The sequence below is a fragment of the Paenibacillus sp. NPDC058174 genome (assembly GCF_042883865.1).
Lineage (GTDB): Bacteria > Bacillota > Bacilli > Paenibacillales > Paenibacillaceae > Pristimantibacillus.
Genome location: NZ_JBHVUY010000002.1, coordinates 995,687 through 1,012,162, shown reverse-complemented (window position 1 = coordinate 1,012,162; position 16,476 = coordinate 995,687). Strand labels below are relative to the sequence as shown.

The window sequence follows — 16,476 nt, the reverse complement described above, 5'->3', positions numbered from 1 at the left end:
TCCTGAGTGAATCCTGGTTCCTAATTTGACTAGAACAGTGTTTTCGACGAGATTAAAAGTAACATCTATTAGGCGGAAAAGCAACTGCTTTTTTAGATCAGGATTGATTTGGATATTGCCGCCCCGATGCCCGTATATAACGTATGAGGACCGGGGCGGATCGGTACCCGGATCCGGTATTAGCCAGCCATTAAATTTTTCGTATCATCCGGGCTGTACACGGAGATGTGGTCGACCTTGTTTGTCGATGCCGGGATAACAAATTTCAGCTGATATTGCTTGTTTACGTTGTACGTGTAAATATGGTCATCGCCGTTCACTGTTGTTTCGTCCGCTTTGCCGAGGGCGGATTCGATATTTTTCAGCGTGAGGCTGTGCAGATCCTTCGAATAGGATCTGACGTCGAACACGACCATGCCTTTGTTGTATCCAAATGTGATGCCCCGTTTCTTATACTCTGCATACATGCCTTTTCCAGCGGAGTCATTGTGGTCTGCCTTGCCCCATACTTTCTCAATATCGTCATATAGCGAGGTATGAGCCGCGTAGCTGCAGCCAGGCACCTTCCCTTCCTTCGCTAATTCAAAAATTTTGCCCACCGCAAGCTTGGACTCGTCTTTTCCGCCATTTTGTTGACCGCTTTGCGGCTTGCTCGTCGGCTTGCTTCCCGTGTGTACACCATTCCCGCCGTTATTCGTATTATTGCTGTTGTTGGCTGGAGGTGAAGTCACCTGTGATACTGGCGGCTGAGTTGCGGAATCGCCTGGTGCGTTCGTTGGCTGATTTCCCGCGCTGCCTGTACTGTTATTGCCGCTGCATGCTGACAAAGCTAATGCCAATACGGCAGTCCCTCCAAAAATCGCCAATTTTCTTGTATAGTTCCGAGCCTGTTTGTCCATCTGCTGCATCTCCTTTAAAATTCTAAGTTGTATTTGCTTCATCGGCAGCGTGACACTGTCATGAGATTGGACTGCTTTTCTTCGCAAAAGGTTGCAGTTCTCTCTATTATATAATTGTCCACATCGTGGAAAATGAAACAGGGCTTGTCCGGACGCAGCCATAAAAAAAAGAGCCGCATCCTATGCGGCCCTTCTCTTCAATTTATTAGGCTTCCAGAACAAACAGCTTGCGTGTCTGCTCCTGCAGCCGCTCGTCGATGGCGGCGATTTGCACCGGATCACTAGCCTGGTTGCGCAGGTCAAGCAGCTCGTTAATGGCGTTCTGAACGATCTCGATATCCCGCTCAATTAAACGGCTGCGATACACCCTCTCCAGCTGGCCGATCGTATCCTTGTACTCGAACACGACTCTGGTGCCGGAGGCGCTAGTCTCCAATATGCGGCGGACATTGCCATTCGTATAGTGGTAGATCATCGTATAATGACTATAAATGCGATTGACAATTGCGTCGCCATGGAAAGCCGCTACAGCTTTGCGCATGGCATTGGTCAGCTTAGGATGAACAAGGCGGCAGGAAAGCTCACACACGTAACGGTCTTGTTGACGCTCGAACGTCAACCATACCTTTTCCCTCCCTGCTACGTCTTCGAGAACCATCTCCTGATTGCCGTTATCGAGCACCAGCACTTGAAGCTCAAGCTGTTGATCATCGAAAAAACGGACAAACCGGGACATCTCATCCATCGTTAGCTGCAGTTTGGCGTTTACATACTCCGTGGCTAGCCGCTGAGCCATACAAATCTCCTCAATTCTTTGAAGTGCACAACTTCAAAGTCCACCCAGGGACGGGAAGGGCGTTTAAGTTTGCTTAAGTATAGTATACGTGATTAGTGCGTTTTATTCCTGCTCTTCAGCCCTGATATTCCCGCATATTTGTGAAAAAACCGAAGCATTCCACGACGTGGCTAACCTTTTTTAATAAATTCTCAATATTAAGCTTGAAGATGCTGCGTTAGCTTCCTGATGTGCCAGTTGCTTCCGTAATGACGGCCCAAAGCTCGTCCCGGCCAAGCCCTGTCTCCGAGGAGAATTTGACGAAGCGGTCACGCGGATCGACCTCAAGCGTTTCCCTGATCACTTTCAAATGCTTGTCCCATTTGCTTTTCGGAATTTTATCAGCCTTGGTCGCTACGATGCAAGTCGGAATGTTAAAGTGCTTCAGCCAATGGTACATCAGCACATCATCCTTAGACGGCGCATGGCGGATGTCGATAATGAGCAATTGAAGCTTCAACTGCTCGCGGTCGCGAATATAAGTCTCAATCATTTGACCAAACTGCTCGCGCTGCGTCTTGGATACTTTAGCATAGCCATAGCCCGGAAAATCGACAAAATAGACCATGTCATTCACGCGGTAGTAGTTAAGCTGCTGGGTTTTGCCCGGCTGCGAGCTCGTCCTGGCCAAGTTTTTGCGCATAATCATTTTATTGATCAGCGACGATTTCCCGACATTGGAACGCCCTGCCAGAGCGATCTCCGGCAAGGCGTCATCGGGGTATTGATGAGGCTGTACTGCACTTATAATAAAATCTGCTTGTGTAATCTTCATAATATCGGTGATCCTGCTTTCTCTTCCGTAGTAGCCGGCAGCAATGCATGCTGGAGCACTTCGTCCATATGGGCAACTGGCACAAAAGTCAGCTCGCTTCGCACGCTGTCCGGAATATCGCGCAGATCCCGCTCATTTTCTTTTGGCATCAGCACTTTAGTAATGCCTGCGCGATGCGCTGCAAGCGACTTTTCCTTCAAACCGCCAATCGGCAGCACACGGCCGCGAAGCGTAATTTCGCCCGTCATCGCGACTTCCTTCGATACCCGGCGGCCAGTTAAAGCGGAAATTAGCGCCGTTGCCATCGTAATGCCTGCCGAAGGGCCATCCTTCGGAATCGCTCCCTCAGGGATATGAATATGAATGTCGTTCTTCTCGTGGAAGCTCGGATCGATATTCAGCTCCAGCGATTTCGAGCGGGTAAAACTGAATGCGGCTTGCGCCGATTCCTTCATTACATCACCCAGCTTGCCTGTCAGCGTCAGCTTGCCGCTGCCCGGCATGACCGTAACCTCGATGACGAGCGTATCGCCGCCAACCTCAGTCCAAGCAAGCCCTGTTACTGCGCCTACCTGATCCTCGAGCTCAGCCATTCCGTACCGGAATCTCGCTGGTCCAAGCCATTCCTTGAGCAAATCCTCATCAACGACGAGAGCTGGCTTCAATGCCGGTGCTGCGGCTTCCTCTCCCTGAGAGGAACCGAATGCCGCTTCGAGCGTATTCAACGTCGGATCATCCTGCTCAAGCTGAGCAGCCCCGTCTGCTTCAGCTCCGGCAGCTGTTGAACGTTCCTGGCTGTCATTTGAAGCAACGATGTGCTTGGCTGCCTTACGGCAAAGCGCTGCGATCTGCTGCTCCAAATTCCGCACGCCGGACTCCCTCGTATACTCGCGTATCAGCTGCAGCAGCACATCTTCGCCAACTTCGAGCTGAGCTTCCGCCAAGCCGTGCTCCTTCTTCTGCTTAGGCAGCAAGTAGCGGCTGGCGATTTGAAGCTTTTCGAGTTCCGTGTAGCCGGGAATATAGAGCACTTCCATCCGGTCCAGCAGAGGACGCGGAATGTTCTGCATCACATTGGCCGTCGTAATAAACATAACGTTGGATAAGTCAAAAGGCACTTCGACAAAATGATCGCTGAACGTGCTGTTCTGCTCAGGGTCCAGCACCTCAAGCAGTGCGGAAGACGGGTCGCCGCGGAAATCCATCGCCATCTTGTCGATCTCATCGAGCAAGAAGACCGGATTCAGCGAGCCTGCCGTTTTCATTCCTTGAATAATGCGGCCCGGCATTGCGCCGACATAGGTTCTGCGATGTCCGCGAATTTCCGCTTCATCGCGCACGCCGCCCAGAGAAATCCGGACAAACTTGCGGTCAAGCGATTTCGCAATCGAACGGGCTAGCGAGGTTTTGCCGACCCCCGGCGGGCCAACAAGACAAAGGATCGGGCCTTTCATTTTGCGGACAAGCTGCTGTACCGCCAAATATTCCAGCACGCGTTCCTTCGGCTTTTCCAAGCCGTAATGATCGTCGTTCAGAATCTCTTCCGCTTTGGCGAGACTGAGGTCATCCTCCGTCAGCTTGTTCCAAGGCAAAGCAAGCAGCCAGTCGATGTAGTTGCGGATGACGCCGCCTTCCGCGGAGCTTGCCGGCATCTTTTCCAGCCGATCGATTTCTTTCTCGATCTTCTCCTTTACAGACTCCGGAACGCCCGCTTCTGCCAGCTGGTTTCTCAGCTCCTCGACTTCTCCGGCTCTTCCTTCCTTCTCGCCAAGCTCTTTCTGAATCGCCTTCATCTGTTCACGCAAATAATATTCCTTCTGCGTCTTCTCCATCTGCTTCTTCACACGCTGGCTGATCTTGCGTTCAAGCTCCAGCACCTCGCGTTCGTTGTTCAGCAGATCGAGCAGCCGCTCCAGCCGTTCGCGAACGTCAACCGTCTCCAAAATATCCTGTTTATCTTTAATCTTTAAGGATAAATGGCTCGTAATGACGTCGGCCAAACGGCCCGGCTCGTCGATATCGGATACGGCAGCATGCGTCTCCGGCGTAACCTTCTTCGATAACGAAATATAATGCTCGAATTGGCTGAGCACGGAGCGCATGAGCGCATCCACTTCCGGATCATCCGTCTCCTGCTCCGGCAATTCTTTGACCGACACCTCGTAAAATTCGTCATTCGCAACATAATCGACGATCTCTGCGCGGCTTACCCCTTCTACCAGCACCCGGATTGTACCGTTTGGCAGCTTCAACATTTGACGCACGCGGGCTATCGTTCCGATTCGGTAAATATCCTCCTCGGTTGGCTCCTCGATATTGACTTCGGATTGCGAGCAGAGCAAAATCATATGATCGTCAATCATCGACTTTTCCAGCGCCCGCACCGATTTATCTCTGCCTACATCCAGATGGAGCACCATGCTGGGATATACGAGCAATCCCCTTAATGGGAGCAAGGGCAGTCGACGGGTTTTCGTTTTAGCGGATCCCAAACCAGCACCTCCAAAAATTCTGTCTACCCTATTTTATCATTCCGCGGAATCCGCCTGCAAATAGGGAACACCCGTCGGGATAAAAAGGTCTGTTGCAACATGCCCTTCTACATCTTCGACGGCTGTCTCTCCTACCGGGAATACGTAGTTGAACACTTCATCCACACGATCAACCGGAATGACCTTCAAGCCTTGCAGATCAGCGAAAATCGCCTGCCAGTTCTCTCGCGGAATAATGACCGTATTGGCTCCAGCCTGGAAGGCAGCCTCTACTTTCGCCAATACGCCGCCAACCGGCTTCACATTGCCATGGATGCCAACCTCACCGGTCATCGCCAGCTTATTGTCAATCGGAATTTCCCGGATCGCAGATGCAATAGCCGTTGCCATCGCAACACCAGCGGAAGGCCCGTCTATCGGCGTACCGCCCGGGAAGTTGATATGCAGATCATAATCCTGCGGCTTGAGGCCGTAACGGCGCAGCATCGTCAGCACATTCTCTACCGAGCCTTTCGCCATGCTTTTCCGGCGCAGCGTTCTTGCGCCTCCGCCCAGCTCTTCTTCATCAACGACACCGGTTATCGTAAATTGGCCGCGACCGGAAGGAGCAGCGATTGCGCTTACCTCGATTTCAAGCAGCGTCCCCATATTCGGCCCGTAGACAGCAAGGCCATTGACGAAGCCGATCTGCGGCGCATTTGGCACTTTGCGGTCAGGACGCGGAGGAATCTGGCTGCTGTTGACAACCCATTCCACATCGGCCGCTGTGATGGAATCCCTCTTCTCAGACAGGGCTACACCAGCTGCTAGCTGAATAACGTTTACAGCTTCCCGCCCGTTTGTCGCATAGCGCTCTACAACCTCAACCGCTTCCGGGCAAGGCGCAAAGCCGATTTTCTTGACCGCATTCTGAGCGATCATCGAAATCTCTCCTGGCAGAAGCGGGCGGAAAAATACCTCCATGCAGCGCGAGCGGATCGCTGGCGGCAAATCTTGAGGCGATCTAGTCGTTGCGCCTACAAGCCGGAAATCGGCAGGCAAGCCGTTTTGAAAAATATCGTGAATATAGATCGGAATATTCGCATCTTCCGAGTTGTAATAAGCGCTCTCCAGAAATACTTTGCGATCCTCCAGCACTTTTAACAGCTTATTCATTTGCACCGGATGCAATTCCCCGATTTCATCAATAAAGAGAATGCCGCCATGCGCCTTCGTCACCGCACCCGGCTTCGGCTGCGGGATGCCTGCAACGCCCATCGCCCCGGCTCCCTGATAGATCGGATCATGAACAGAACCGATTAGCGGATCGGCAATGCCCCGCTCGTCAAAGCGTGCTGTCGTCGCATCGATTTCGGTAAACTTCGCTTCCTGCAGAAACGGAGAAGTTGGGTTCTTCTTCGCTTCCTCCAGCACAACGCGAGCCGCTGCCGTCTTCCCGACGCCCGGAGGCCCGTATATAATGACATGCTGCGGATTGGCGCTGCACAGCGCAGCCTTAAGCGCGCGCAAGCCGTCCACTTGTCCGACGATATCCTGCATCGCTTGCGGACGAGTTTTCTCGGCAAGCGGCTTGGTCAGCGAGATGGAGCGCAGCTTTCTCAGCTTATCCATCTCCTTGCGCGATTCCCGGTCGACCGCTGAACGGTTCGTCTTCTGGTTGCGCAGCAAATTCCAGAAATAAAGCCCAATAACGACAGCAAAAAAAACTTGAATCAACATCAATACAATACTTAAATTCATCGGTTATCCGCTCCTCATAAAAAAGCTTTCCTGTGCACGACGGCAATAGAGTTCGTAATTGCTAGTATTGCCTCCTCTATCCGGGAATAACCGCCAACGCCATTTTTTCCTTTTATGAAAACGAATAACTTGAATTTGCAAAAAAGAGACGCCCTCCTTCATCCGAAGATGACAGCAGAACGCCTCTCTTATGGATTAAGCGTGCGTATGATGCTTGCGGCCAGGAATTTCGCCTGTTTCCTCAAACACGCGCACAATCTCATCGATTTCTTTTTTCAATTCGTTAAGCAGCTCCGCTTCCGGCACTTTACGAATCATTTCTCCGTAACGGAAAAGCATACCCTCGCCACGTGCACCGGCGATGCCGATGTCGGCCTCCCGGGCTTCGCCAGGGCCGTTAACCGCACAGCCAAGAACAGAAACCTTGATAGGCACCTTGATCTTGGAGATGTATTCTTCGACCTCATTGGCGATCGAGAACAGATCAATATCCAGACGGCCGCAGGTTGGACAAGAAACGAGCGTTGCCGCATTCGTGATCAGTCCAAACGTCTTAAGCAGTTCGCGCGCGACCTTAACTTCCTCAACCGGATCGGCACTGAGACTAATCCGGACGGTGTTGCCGATACCAAGCGCCAGCAGCGCGCCGATGCCTGCCGAGCTCTTGATCGTACCGGTATGAAGTGTGCCGGCTTCCGTGATACCTAGGTGAAGCGGATACTTGATCTGCTTGGCAGCCATGCTGTAAGCCGCAATCGCCATCGGTACGTCGGAAGCTTTCAGTGACACGATAATATCGTGGAAGTCCAGCTCCTCAAGGATACCAATATGGAACAATGCGCTCTCTACCATAGCTTCCGGAGTCGGATAACCGTATTTCTCCAGCAAATGGTTTTCCAGCGAGCCTGCGTTTACGCCGATCCGAATCGGAATGCCGCGTTCCTTACACGCCTTAACAACTGCTTCGACCTTCTCGCGGCGGCCGATGTTGCCGGGATTGATACGCACTTTATCGATGCCGTTCTCAATGGCGGCAAGAGCAAGCCGGTAATCGAAATGAATGTCCGCAACGAGCGGGATATGAATCCGTTTCTTAATTTCCTTAATGGCTTCCGCTGCTTCCTTGTTGTTCACTGTTACCCGGACAATCTGGCAGCCGGCTTCCTCAAGACGAAGAATTTCGGCGACCGTTGCCTCAACGTCAGCGGTCTTGGTCGTACACATGCTCTGGATGATGACTTCGTCGCTGCCGCCAATGGTCAAGTTACCGACTTTGACCGGCACCGTGTCTTTACGCGTATACATCAATGATCTCTCCCATGAACGTCAAATTCCACCCTACAGCGTTAAATTACATGCGGCAGATGCCGCGCGCCTAGGGTGGACTTTTGACGGTAATGATTGTAGATTAGGCGCTTTCTTCCTTCTTCTTGCCTTTTTTGGCGGATAGCTCAGGCATGATTTTGTCTTGTACCGATTTCTCAGTAATGAGACAAGTGCTCACGTCATCGCGGGAAGGCACCTCGTACATCACTTCAAGCATAATGCCCTCGATGATCGCACGCAAGCCGCGAGCGCCGGTGTTCCGCTTAATCGCTTCTTTCGCGATCGCTTCAAGCGCGGCAGGCTCGAAATCAAGCTTGACGTTGTCCATCTCCAGCAGTTTTTGATATTGCTTCACGAGCGCGTTTTTCGGCTCGGAGAGAATGCGCATGAGCGCTTCCTCATCAAGCGGCTCCAGCGTAGAGATAACTGGAAGACGGCCGACGAATTCCGGAATGAGGCCGAATTTCAGCAGGTCCTCAGGCAGTACCATCGACAGGTATTCACCTGGCTTCAGATCTTTCGTCAACTCGCCGTTCGAGCTAAAGCCGATCACTTTTTTGCCGATACGGCGTTTGATCAGCTGCTCCAGCCCGTCGAACGCGCCGCCGCAGATGAACAAAATGTTCGTCGTATCGATTTGGATAAACTCTTGATGCGGATGCTTGCGCCCGCCTTGCGGCGGAACCGAGGCAACCGTACCTTCGAGAATTTTGAGCAGCGCTTGCTGCACGCCTTCGCCCGAAACGTCGCGGGTAATCGAAGGGTTTTCGGATTTGCGGGCTACTTTATCGATCTCGTCAATATAAATAATGCCGCGTTCCGCTTTCTCCACATCATAATCAGCAGCTTGGATCAGCTTGAGCAAAATGTTCTCTACATCCTCGCCGACATAACCGGCTTCCGTGAGCGACGTCGCGTCTGCAATCGCAAACGGCACGTTCAAAATTTTGGCCATCGTCTGTGCAAGCAGCGTCTTGCCGGAGCCCGTAGGACCTACGAGCAGGATGTTGCTCTTTTGAAGCTCAACATCTTCAATTTTGCTGCCGGAGTTAACGCGTTTGTAGTGGTTATATACCGCTACGGACAGCGACTTCTTCGCAAATTCCTGACCGATTACATACGAATCCAGAATGGCACGGATGTCCTTCGGTTTAGGAATATCTTTCAGATCAAGCTCTTCCTCATGGCCGAGCTCCTCTTCCACGATTTCCGTGCAAAGCTCGATACATTCATCGCATATATATACGCCGGGACCGGCAACCAACTTGCGTACTTGCTCCTGCGATTTGCCGCAGAACGAGCATTTCAATTGGCCCTTTTCGTCATTGAATTTAAACATGGTATCACCCCTTCAATTAAATCGATACCGGAGATGTAATCACCTTGTCGATCAAACCGTAATTCAACGCTTCCTCTGCGCTCAAAAAATTGTCGCGATCGGTATCGCGTTCGATTTTTTCGTACGGCTGGCCGGTACGTTCTACGTAAATCTGGTTCAGCTTTTCTTTCGTTTTCAAAATCCAGTCGGCGTGGATTTTAATATCCGACGCTTGACCGCGAACGCCGCCGAGCGGCTGGTGAATCATAACTTCCGCGTTCGGAAGCGCAAAACGTTTGCCTTTGGCGCCTGCAGTCAACAGCAGGGAGCCCATGCTTGCCGCCATGCCCATGCAAATCGTCGACACATCCGGCTTAATATATTGCATCGTATCAAAAATGCCCATGCCGGCTGTTACACTGCCGCCCGGGGAATTAATGTACAGATGAATGTCTTTCTCTGGATCGTCGGCCGCCAGGAAAAGCAGCTGCGCGATAATGGAGTTTGCTACGTCATCATCAATGGCGCTCCCGAGAAAAATAATGCGGTCCTTCAACAGACGCGAGTAAATATCGTATGACCGTTCCCCGCGATTTGTTTGTTCGACTACGATCGGTACCAGATTCATGCGACCAACCTCTTTTCGTTTTATGACTTTTTAAACAAAGCTATTGTAACACGTTGGAGAGGCAATGTCATTTTTCCAATACTACAGTATACGGCACTGCCCGCTCGATATGTACGGAGAACAATCTCCATTTCAACCACAATATGTTATGTAGGGTGAAAATAAGGCACGAATCTTATACCGATCACGTGCCTTATCCTCTTTAAAACTTATATTCAGTTAAGCTTTAAGCCTAATTTGACTTAAGCTGTTTTGCTGTTATCGAGCAGCAATTTGATTGTTTTGCGCAGTTCAACATCTTCTTTCAAGCTGTCAAGGCTGCCGTTTTGAGCGAAAATCGTACGCAGCTCTTCCGCAGGGCGGTTGTAAGCTGTCGACAGGTTTTCAAGCTCTTCCGTTACGTCAGCATCTGTCGCTTCGATGCCTTCCGCTTTCGCGATTGCGCTCAGAACGAGGTTGTTGCGAACGCGTTTCTCAGCGTCGGAACGCATTTGCTCACGCAGTACGGACTCGTCTTGGCCGGAGAACTGGTAGTACAGGTCCATGTTCATGCCTTGCATGCGAAGACGGTTTTCGAAGTCTTTCAGCATGAAGTCAACTTCCGTTACGATCATCGGTTCAGGAATTTCTACTTCAGCCAGCTCGGAAGCTTTTGCAACGACCGCGTTCTCGCGAGCTTGCTCTGCTTCTTTGGACTTGCTTTCTTTCAGCTTAACGATCAGGTCCTGCTTGTACTCTTCAAGCGTGTCGAACTCGCTAACGTCTTTGGCGAACTCGTCGTCAAGAGCCGGCAATGTTTTGCGCTTGATTTCATGCAGCTTCACTTTGAACACAGCAGCTTTGCCGGCCAGGTTTTCTGCGTGGTACGCTTCAGGGAACGTAACTTCTACGTCCTTGAAGTCGCCGATTTGCATACCGATGATTTGCTCTTCGAAGCCTGGGATGAACGAGCCTGAACCGAGCTCCAGCGAATAACCTTCGCTTTGGCCGCCTTCAAATTGCTCGCCGTCAACATAGCCGTCGAAATCGATAACAGTGATGTCGCCAGTTTCTGCAGCGCCTTCGTCTACTACGGAAAGCTCCGCATGACGTTGTTGCAGACGCTCCAGCTCTGCATTCACTTCTTCGTCGCCGATCGTTACTTCAGTGGACGGTACTTCCAGACCTTTGTACTCGCCAAGCTGAACTTCAGGACGAACGATTACTTTCGCTTTAAACTTGAACGTTTGGCCTTTAGCGAACTGCTCCACGTCGATTTCCGGACGGTCGACAGGCTGCAGGTTGTTCTCGCTAACTGCTTCGGAATAAGCGTCCGGAAGCAGGATGTCAATAGCGTCTTGGTACAAGCTCTCCACGCCGAAACGGGATTCGAAAATACCGCGCGGCACTTTGCCTTTACGGAAGCCTGGTACGTTGACCTTCTGTACTACTTTTTTGAATGCTTGGTCCAGTGCAACAGCGACACGCTCTGCTCCGACCTCAACGTCGATGGAAACGACGTTCTTGTCTATTTTTTCCCAAGTTGCTTTCATTTTATGCTTTCCCCTCCAAAATACGGTTGCGTCCTAAATTTTCACGTTTCATAAACCATTCTATTATAAACAAGATGAGCCCCCATTTCAAGGCTGGGGATTATCTTCATCCGAGCGCTGCAAAACCGCAACCTGCCGAAGCGCTCTGCAGGCTTGCTCGTATCTGAACCGGAGCGACTCCGTAATGCCATAAACTTCCCGGATATCGTCGTCGTTCGCAGTCCCGTAAACCGTCAGCAACAGCGTCAGATGCAGGGCCGCCGCGCAGCAATCGACCGTATCGTCTTCCTCGCGGAGCATCCAAGTATATGCCGACGTTCCATACAGAAACTGCAGGCTTTCCTTCCACAGCTCCCTGGCAAAATGCGGCAGCGTCGGGTCCTCTGACTCCGTTACCTGCTCTACACGCTCCAAAATGCGGCCAATCGGCTGCGGAAAATCGTCTATGGAAAGCGGGGTAGATTCAATATCCAGCTCCACCATCTCGCCCATCCGGTTCAACAGCAGCATGCCCGTAGCCTCACGCTTGCGGAGGCATTGCAACGCTTTGAACTGCAGAATGGGATGCAGGTCTGTCGTATTAGAAAGCCAGTTTACGATGGCCGTATCCACTTCAGGATCCTGGATGTAGGCTGCCCTCTCAAGCGCCAACACTTGCTGATCCAGCATCGGATGATGCTCCATAATATAAAGAACCTGTTTAATGTAGGCTTCATCCTGGCCCGGCGGATTCAGCATTTGCTCGCGGAGCACCCGCTCCTCTTCGGCATCTTCCGAATTGGCGGCTCCGGCCGAATCGCTCCCGTCCCCATCCTCAGGGAAAGCCATCTCCAGCCAAGTGAGCAGACTGCCCCATTCTTCATAGTGCCGTGCATCTTCCCCCTTGCATTGAAGCAGAAAACGAAGCAGCCGCTTCGCTTCTCCGTACTGCTCGGATTCCAGCATGCGCGTCAGCTGAATTTGGTAATGATCCAGCATCTTCGGAAAGAGGTAGACGTTGTCTTTACTATCATTATGTATATCGTTACGTGTCGTTATGGTACCACCGCCTTATCGGTCCAGCCTTTTCCATCGTCAGTCGATGCCCTGCGTCCGATTATACCACGTTCAAGCCCAATTAAGAAACGGCGAGGCAAAAGGCCGACACGGATATCAACGAACCTAATATTTATATCGGCCGGATACCGGCTAAAGTTTTAACTTGATTTTTTTATTTGTCATATGCTATATTTACCAAGCGCATTTTTCTTGCGGGTGTAGTTCAATGGCAGAATGCCAGCTTCCCAAGCTTGAGGCGTGGGTTCGATTCCCATCACCCGCTCCAAAGTTTTTCGGAATTAACTATTGCCAAACCAAGAAAACGCGTGCTATAATCTTTCTTATGTGTCCCAGTAGCTCAGCTGGATAGAGCAACGCCCTTCTAAGGCGTCGGTCGGGGGTTCGAATCCCTCCTGGGACGCCATCTCGTTTAAAATGTAAAGATTTAATAAATATGAAACCCCTAAAACCTGATGATATCAAGGTTCTAGGGGTTTTCTTTATGGTTTTATACTATAAAGAAAGCGATACAATACGTACAAATTAAATTCCAAAGGTTTTATATTGTAACATTTTTACAATGAAGATAGTTGGTAGTACACAATGAATACACTATTAAACTTCAAAAAAAGTAAAAGCCTGCGAACCACTAAGGTTGAAGGCTTTTCTTTTTTTCAATAAAATGTTCTGGCTAATGACTGAAATTTAATATGCTCTTTCGATAAGAAAAAATAATTATTGTTCTTTCAAAATACTAAGTGCCTTTTGATTTTGTTTTCAACAAAGAACGCAGATACCTTAATAATACGTGGATCCAATCGTAACATCCTTAACTCTATTTTTCCAAATCTATGAAATTTTTATTTTCAATTTCCAAAATTAATGATAAGGTATATTTGTAACGTATTTACAATTTTATTTGAAGGGTGGAATTTTTTTGTTGAAGAAGAAATTTCTCATTGTTGTGCTCACTTTAGTCTTATCATTAACAGGTGCATCATCTGCTTTTGCCTATGATGGATGGGCAGATTCCAAACAAACGGCTTACCAATTTCAGTTCCCAGTTCTAGGAGTATCGATAGTACTAAATTCAGCTACTGATGTCGATTGGTACAGTTATACTAATAATACGGGTAGTCCACATGGACTTTCTGCTAAATTACAAAGTCCCCCTGGATTAATTTATGATTTTGCTATGATTGTTGGAGGGTCTACTTCTTATTTTTCGAGTGATACCCCAGGTGGTTGGGTTAAAGTAACGATAGCCGGTAATATCGCTCCAGGGGAAACTGTTTATTTTCAAGTCCGTGGACATACATATAGTCAATTTTCTACTACTGCCCCGTATAACTTTACTATTACAACCTAAATATTAATCAAGATAAAGCCCGCTAGCCTATAGGTCAGCGGGCTTTATCTTGATTATTGATTTTTCTTAGAAATTATACGTGCTTCCCAAACAAACACATGTTAATTTATCTCTAATACCAGTATGTTATTGCAAATATACTCTCCCGAACTACAGAATCCCCATACCCTCAATCACATGCTTCGTTTCATCCGTCCCGCGCTCGTACAGAAAACGGTAAATCTGCTGTAGAATTTCGTCATAACCGCCGTTCATAACGGAATCATCATTCATCGCAATCGCCATCTGCAGAAAATGCGACGTTTGCGCCTCATCCATACTGGATAAATCGCTGAACAGCTGTTTCAATTGATCCGCTTCTTCTTCGCTTGCCGTAATGACTAGCTCGTAAGCTGCAGCCTCAGGGTCCGTCAACACTTGTCCGGCCTGCACGGATACGTAAAATGTTTTGCGTGCTTCCTCTGTGTTGTCTCCGTCATACATATATTTTGTCATCTCCTTGTTCCCGATATTGTCTATTTCGAACCGAGGGAATACCACCGTTAGCTTCCCTTTCGGACAGACATTTTATCCCTTTTTTCAGCATATACCTGTTATTATCGCTATTGGCCCCAGCAGAATAGAAAGGAATGAGAACATAATGTGCGGAATAACAGGCTGGATCGACTGGACTCGTGATCTAACCCAAGACAGCAATAGTCTGGAGCGTATGACGGAGACGTTGTCCTTGCGGGGACCGGACGCATCAGGCACTTGGATATCGGCCCATTGCGCGCTTGGTCATCGGCGTCTCAGCGTCATTGACCCGGAGAACGGCGCCCAGCCTATGATCAGGCATTCAGGGGATGACACGTACGTAGTCGTCTATAACGGAGAGCTATATAATGCGCTGGAATTGCGCAAGGAACTAGAAAGCAGAGGACGCAGCTTCACCACGACCTGCGATACAGAGGTGCTGCTCATCGCCTTTATCGAATGGGGAAAAGCTTGCGTGGAGCGTTTTAACGGTATTTTTGCTTTCGCCATCTGGGATGTTACAGAGCAAGAGCTATTCCTCGCCCGCGACCGGCTGGGCGTCAAGCCGCTGTTCTACAGCACGGCAGAGGGCCTGTTCCTGTTCGGTTCCGAGCCGAAGGCAATTCTTGCCCATCCTGCCGTAAAAGCAGAGGTTGGAGCAGAGGGCTTAGCGGAGGTATTCATCCTTGGGCCTGCACGGACGCCTGGCCAAGGCGTGTATAAGCAGCTGACGGAGCTGCTCCCGGGTCAGTGCATGACCGTCAACCGGGAAGGACTTCGGAAAACGAAATATTGGAGCTTGGAGAGCCATCCCCATGACGAGGATGTTGCAGCTACGGCTGAGCATGTTCGCGAGCTTCTAAAAGATACAACGGAGCGGCAGCTCGTATCGGACGTGCCAGTGTGCACGCTGCTCTCCGGCGGATTGGATTCCAGTGCCCTGACAACGCTGGCCGTACGCTATTATGAGCAGACCGGCCAAGGCAGCGTTCATACCTATTCGGTTGATTATCAGGACAACGACAAGCATTTTAAGGCGCATGCATTCCAGCCGAACAGCGACGCGCCATGGATCGAACGAATGACGACTCATCTAGGCACCATTCATCATCCGATTCAATTCGACACGCCGGAGCTCGTCGCAGCGCTGCGTGATGCGACACTGGCCCGCGATTTGCCGGGTATGGCGGATGTCGATGCTTCTTTGCTGCTCTTTTGCCGTGAGATCAAAAAAGGAGCAACCGTAGCCATATCAGGTGAAGCAGCTGATGAAATATTTGGCGGCTACCCGTGGTTTCACCGTGAGGAAGCGCTGAACGCCTCTACCTTCCCCTGGTCGCTCGCCTCCTCCATGCGTGCCGAGCTGCTCGCACCGGACGTAGCGGACTGGATTAAGCCCCTCGACTATATCGGGGACCGTTATTCGCAAGCGATCGCCGAAGTGCCGCATCTGGATGGCGAATCCGAGCAAGTACGGCGCATGCGGCAAATGTCTTATTTGAACATTACCCGCTTCATGCCGACGCTGCTGGACCGGAAAGACCGGATGAGCATGGCTGCCGGGCTTGAGGTTCGCGTTCCGTTCTGCGACCACCGTCTCGTGCAATACGTATGGAATATCCCTTGGGAGATTAAAGCAGCTGGCGACCGCGAGAAAGGCATTTTGCGCAAAGCGCTGAAAGGCGTCCTTCCGGATGATGTGCTGACACGCAAAAAAAGCCCTTATCCAAAAACGCATAATCCGAACTATTTGGCCGCTGTCAAAGGACTTCTGCTTGATGTGTTGAATGATCCGTCCTCGCCAATTTTGCCTCTAATCAACGTATCCAAAGTACGGGAAATTGCCGATTCCTCAACTGCAAGCTCAAATATTCCGTGGTTTGGACAATTAATGTCCGGCCCGCAGCTATTTGCTTATTTGTATCAGGTCAACCTCTGGCTCAAGGAATACGGCGTTTCCATTAAGTAAAATAAAAAAGAGGCTGACCGCAGCTTATAACTGCGGCCG

At 50.3% G+C, this 16,476-nt stretch carries 13 protein-coding genes and 2 tRNA genes; 4 read left to right on the top strand and 11 right to left on the bottom strand.

Going from position 1 to position 16,476, the window contains the following annotated elements; genetic code table 11:
* Nucleotides 1–179 precede the first annotated feature (179 nt).
* From ACFVVF_RS16075 to ACFVVF_RS16030, 10 genes are all read right to left on the bottom strand, one after another.
* Entirely contained in the window at nt 180–899 is a 720-nt protein-coding gene (locus ACFVVF_RS16075) for a YjgB family protein (RefSeq protein WP_387811321.1), read from the bottom strand.
* Between the two features lie 205 nt (nt 900–1,104).
* The gene (locus tag ACFVVF_RS16070) at nt 1,105–1,695 is read right to left on the bottom strand and encodes a non-ribosomal peptide synthetase module (protein WP_387811318.1); all 591 of its coding nucleotides are present in this window, start codon (nt 1,693–1,695) and stop codon (nt 1,105–1,107) included.
* Nucleotides 1,696–1,912: 217 nt separating this feature from the next.
* The gene (gene yihA, locus ACFVVF_RS16065; RefSeq protein ID WP_387811315.1) at nt 1,913–2,509 is read right to left on the bottom strand and encodes a ribosome biogenesis GTP-binding protein YihA/YsxC; all 597 of its coding nucleotides are present in this window, start codon (nt 2,507–2,509) and stop codon (nt 1,913–1,915) included.
* Nucleotides 2,506–5,001: an endopeptidase La gene (lon, locus tag ACFVVF_RS16060; RefSeq protein ID WP_387811312.1), complete on the bottom strand. Its 2,496-nt coding sequence runs from the start codon at nt 4,999–5,001 to the stop codon at nt 2,506–2,508. Before lon ends, yihA begins: the two co-directional genes overlap by 4 nt.
* A gap of 36 nt (nt 5,002–5,037) precedes the next feature.
* Nucleotides 5,038–6,741 (bottom strand): ATP-dependent protease LonB, encoded by a 1,704-nt coding sequence (gene lonB / locus ACFVVF_RS16055; RefSeq protein ID WP_387811309.1) that lies wholly within the window; start codon nt 6,739–6,741, stop codon nt 5,038–5,040.
* 195 nt (nt 6,742–6,936) lie between these two features.
* Nucleotides 6,937–8,046, bottom strand: coding sequence for a flavodoxin-dependent (E)-4-hydroxy-3-methylbut-2-enyl-diphosphate synthase (gene ispG / locus ACFVVF_RS16050; protein WP_042164884.1), 1,110 nt, complete (start codon nt 8,044–8,046; stop codon nt 6,937–6,939).
* Between the two features lie 103 nt (nt 8,047–8,149).
* Nucleotides 8,150–9,406, bottom strand: coding sequence for an ATP-dependent protease ATP-binding subunit ClpX (clpX, locus tag ACFVVF_RS16045; protein ID WP_042164885.1), 1,257 nt, complete (start codon nt 9,404–9,406; stop codon nt 8,150–8,152).
* A 16-nt stretch (nt 9,407–9,422) separates the two neighbouring features.
* Nucleotides 9,423–10,013: an ATP-dependent Clp endopeptidase proteolytic subunit ClpP gene (clpP, locus tag ACFVVF_RS16040; protein WP_042164887.1), complete on the bottom strand. Its 591-nt coding sequence runs from the start codon at nt 10,011–10,013 to the stop codon at nt 9,423–9,425.
* Nucleotides 10,014–10,255: 242 nt separating this feature from the next.
* Complete coding sequence (gene tig / locus ACFVVF_RS16035) at nt 10,256–11,545, bottom strand: trigger factor (RefSeq protein WP_387811304.1); 1,290 nt, start codon at nt 11,543–11,545, stop codon at nt 10,256–10,258.
* An 87-nt stretch (nt 11,546–11,632) separates the two neighbouring features.
* Nucleotides 11,633–12,523 carry a hypothetical protein gene (locus ACFVVF_RS16030; RefSeq protein WP_387811301.1) on the bottom strand — a complete coding sequence of 297 codons (891 nt, stop codon included), beginning with the start codon at nt 12,521–12,523 and terminating at the stop codon, nt 11,633–11,635.
* A 272-nt stretch (nt 12,524–12,795) separates the two neighbouring features.
* On the opposite strand from ACFVVF_RS16030, the gene ACFVVF_RS16025 reads away from it, so the two are divergent.
* From ACFVVF_RS16025 to ACFVVF_RS16015, 3 genes are all read left to right on the top strand, one after another.
* Nucleotides 12,796–12,869, top strand: a tRNA-Gly gene (locus ACFVVF_RS16025).
* 61 nt (nt 12,870–12,930) lie between these two features.
* A tRNA-Arg gene (locus ACFVVF_RS16020) sits at nt 12,931–13,007 on the top strand.
* A 516-nt stretch (nt 13,008–13,523) separates the two neighbouring features.
* Nucleotides 13,524–13,952: a hypothetical protein gene (locus tag ACFVVF_RS16015; RefSeq protein WP_387811299.1), complete on the top strand. Its 429-nt coding sequence runs from the start codon at nt 13,524–13,526 to the stop codon at nt 13,950–13,952.
* Nucleotides 13,953–14,102: 150 nt separating this feature from the next.
* Here ACFVVF_RS16015 and ACFVVF_RS16010 read toward each other — a convergent pair whose 3' ends face one another.
* The gene (locus tag ACFVVF_RS16010) at nt 14,103–14,447 is read right to left on the bottom strand and encodes a hypothetical protein (protein ID WP_387811296.1); all 345 of its coding nucleotides are present in this window, start codon (nt 14,445–14,447) and stop codon (nt 14,103–14,105) included.
* A gap of 145 nt (nt 14,448–14,592) precedes the next feature.
* Between ACFVVF_RS16010 and asnB the strand changes: the two genes are divergently transcribed.
* Entirely contained in the window at nt 14,593–16,437 is a 1,845-nt protein-coding gene (gene asnB, locus ACFVVF_RS16005; protein ID WP_387811293.1) for an asparagine synthase (glutamine-hydrolyzing), read from the top strand.
* Nucleotides 16,438–16,476 lie beyond the last annotated feature (39 nt).

Bases quoted from the DNA above. Each gene is read 5' to 3' on its own strand.
- clpX (WP_042164885.1), bottom strand. From the start codon at position 9,406: ATGTTTAAATTCAATGACGAAAAGGGCCAATTGAAATGCTCGTTCTGC.
- ACFVVF_RS16070 (WP_387811318.1), bottom strand. From the start codon at position 1,695: ATGGCTCAGCGGCTAGCCACGGAGTATGTAAACGCCAAACTGCAGCTA.
- ispG (WP_042164884.1), bottom strand. From the start codon at position 8,046: ATGTATACGCGTAAAGACACGGTGCCGGTCAAAGTCGGTAACTTGACC.
- tig (WP_387811304.1), bottom strand. From the start codon at position 11,545: ATGAAAGCAACTTGGGAAAAAATAGACAAGAACGTCGTTTCCATCGAC.
- asnB (WP_387811293.1), top strand. From the start codon at position 14,593: ATGTGCGGAATAACAGGCTGGATCGACTGGACTCGTGATCTAACCCAA.
- ACFVVF_RS16075 (WP_387811321.1), bottom strand. From the start codon at position 899: ATGGACAAACAGGCTCGGAACTATACAAGAAAATTGGCGATTTTTGGA.
- ACFVVF_RS16030 (WP_387811301.1), bottom strand. From the start codon at position 12,523: ATGCTGGATCATTACCAAATTCAGCTGACGCGCATGCTGGAATCCGAG.
- yihA (WP_387811315.1), bottom strand. From the start codon at position 2,509: ATGAAGATTACACAAGCAGATTTTATTATAAGTGCAGTACAGCCTCAT.
- lonB (WP_387811309.1), bottom strand. From the start codon at position 6,741: ATGAATTTAAGTATTGTATTGATGTTGATTCAAGTTTTTTTTGCTGTC.
- ACFVVF_RS16010 (WP_387811296.1), bottom strand. From the start codon at position 14,447: ATGACAAAATATATGTATGACGGAGACAACACAGAGGAAGCACGCAAA.
- clpP (WP_042164887.1), bottom strand. From the start codon at position 10,013: ATGAATCTGGTACCGATCGTAGTCGAACAAACAAATCGCGGGGAACGG.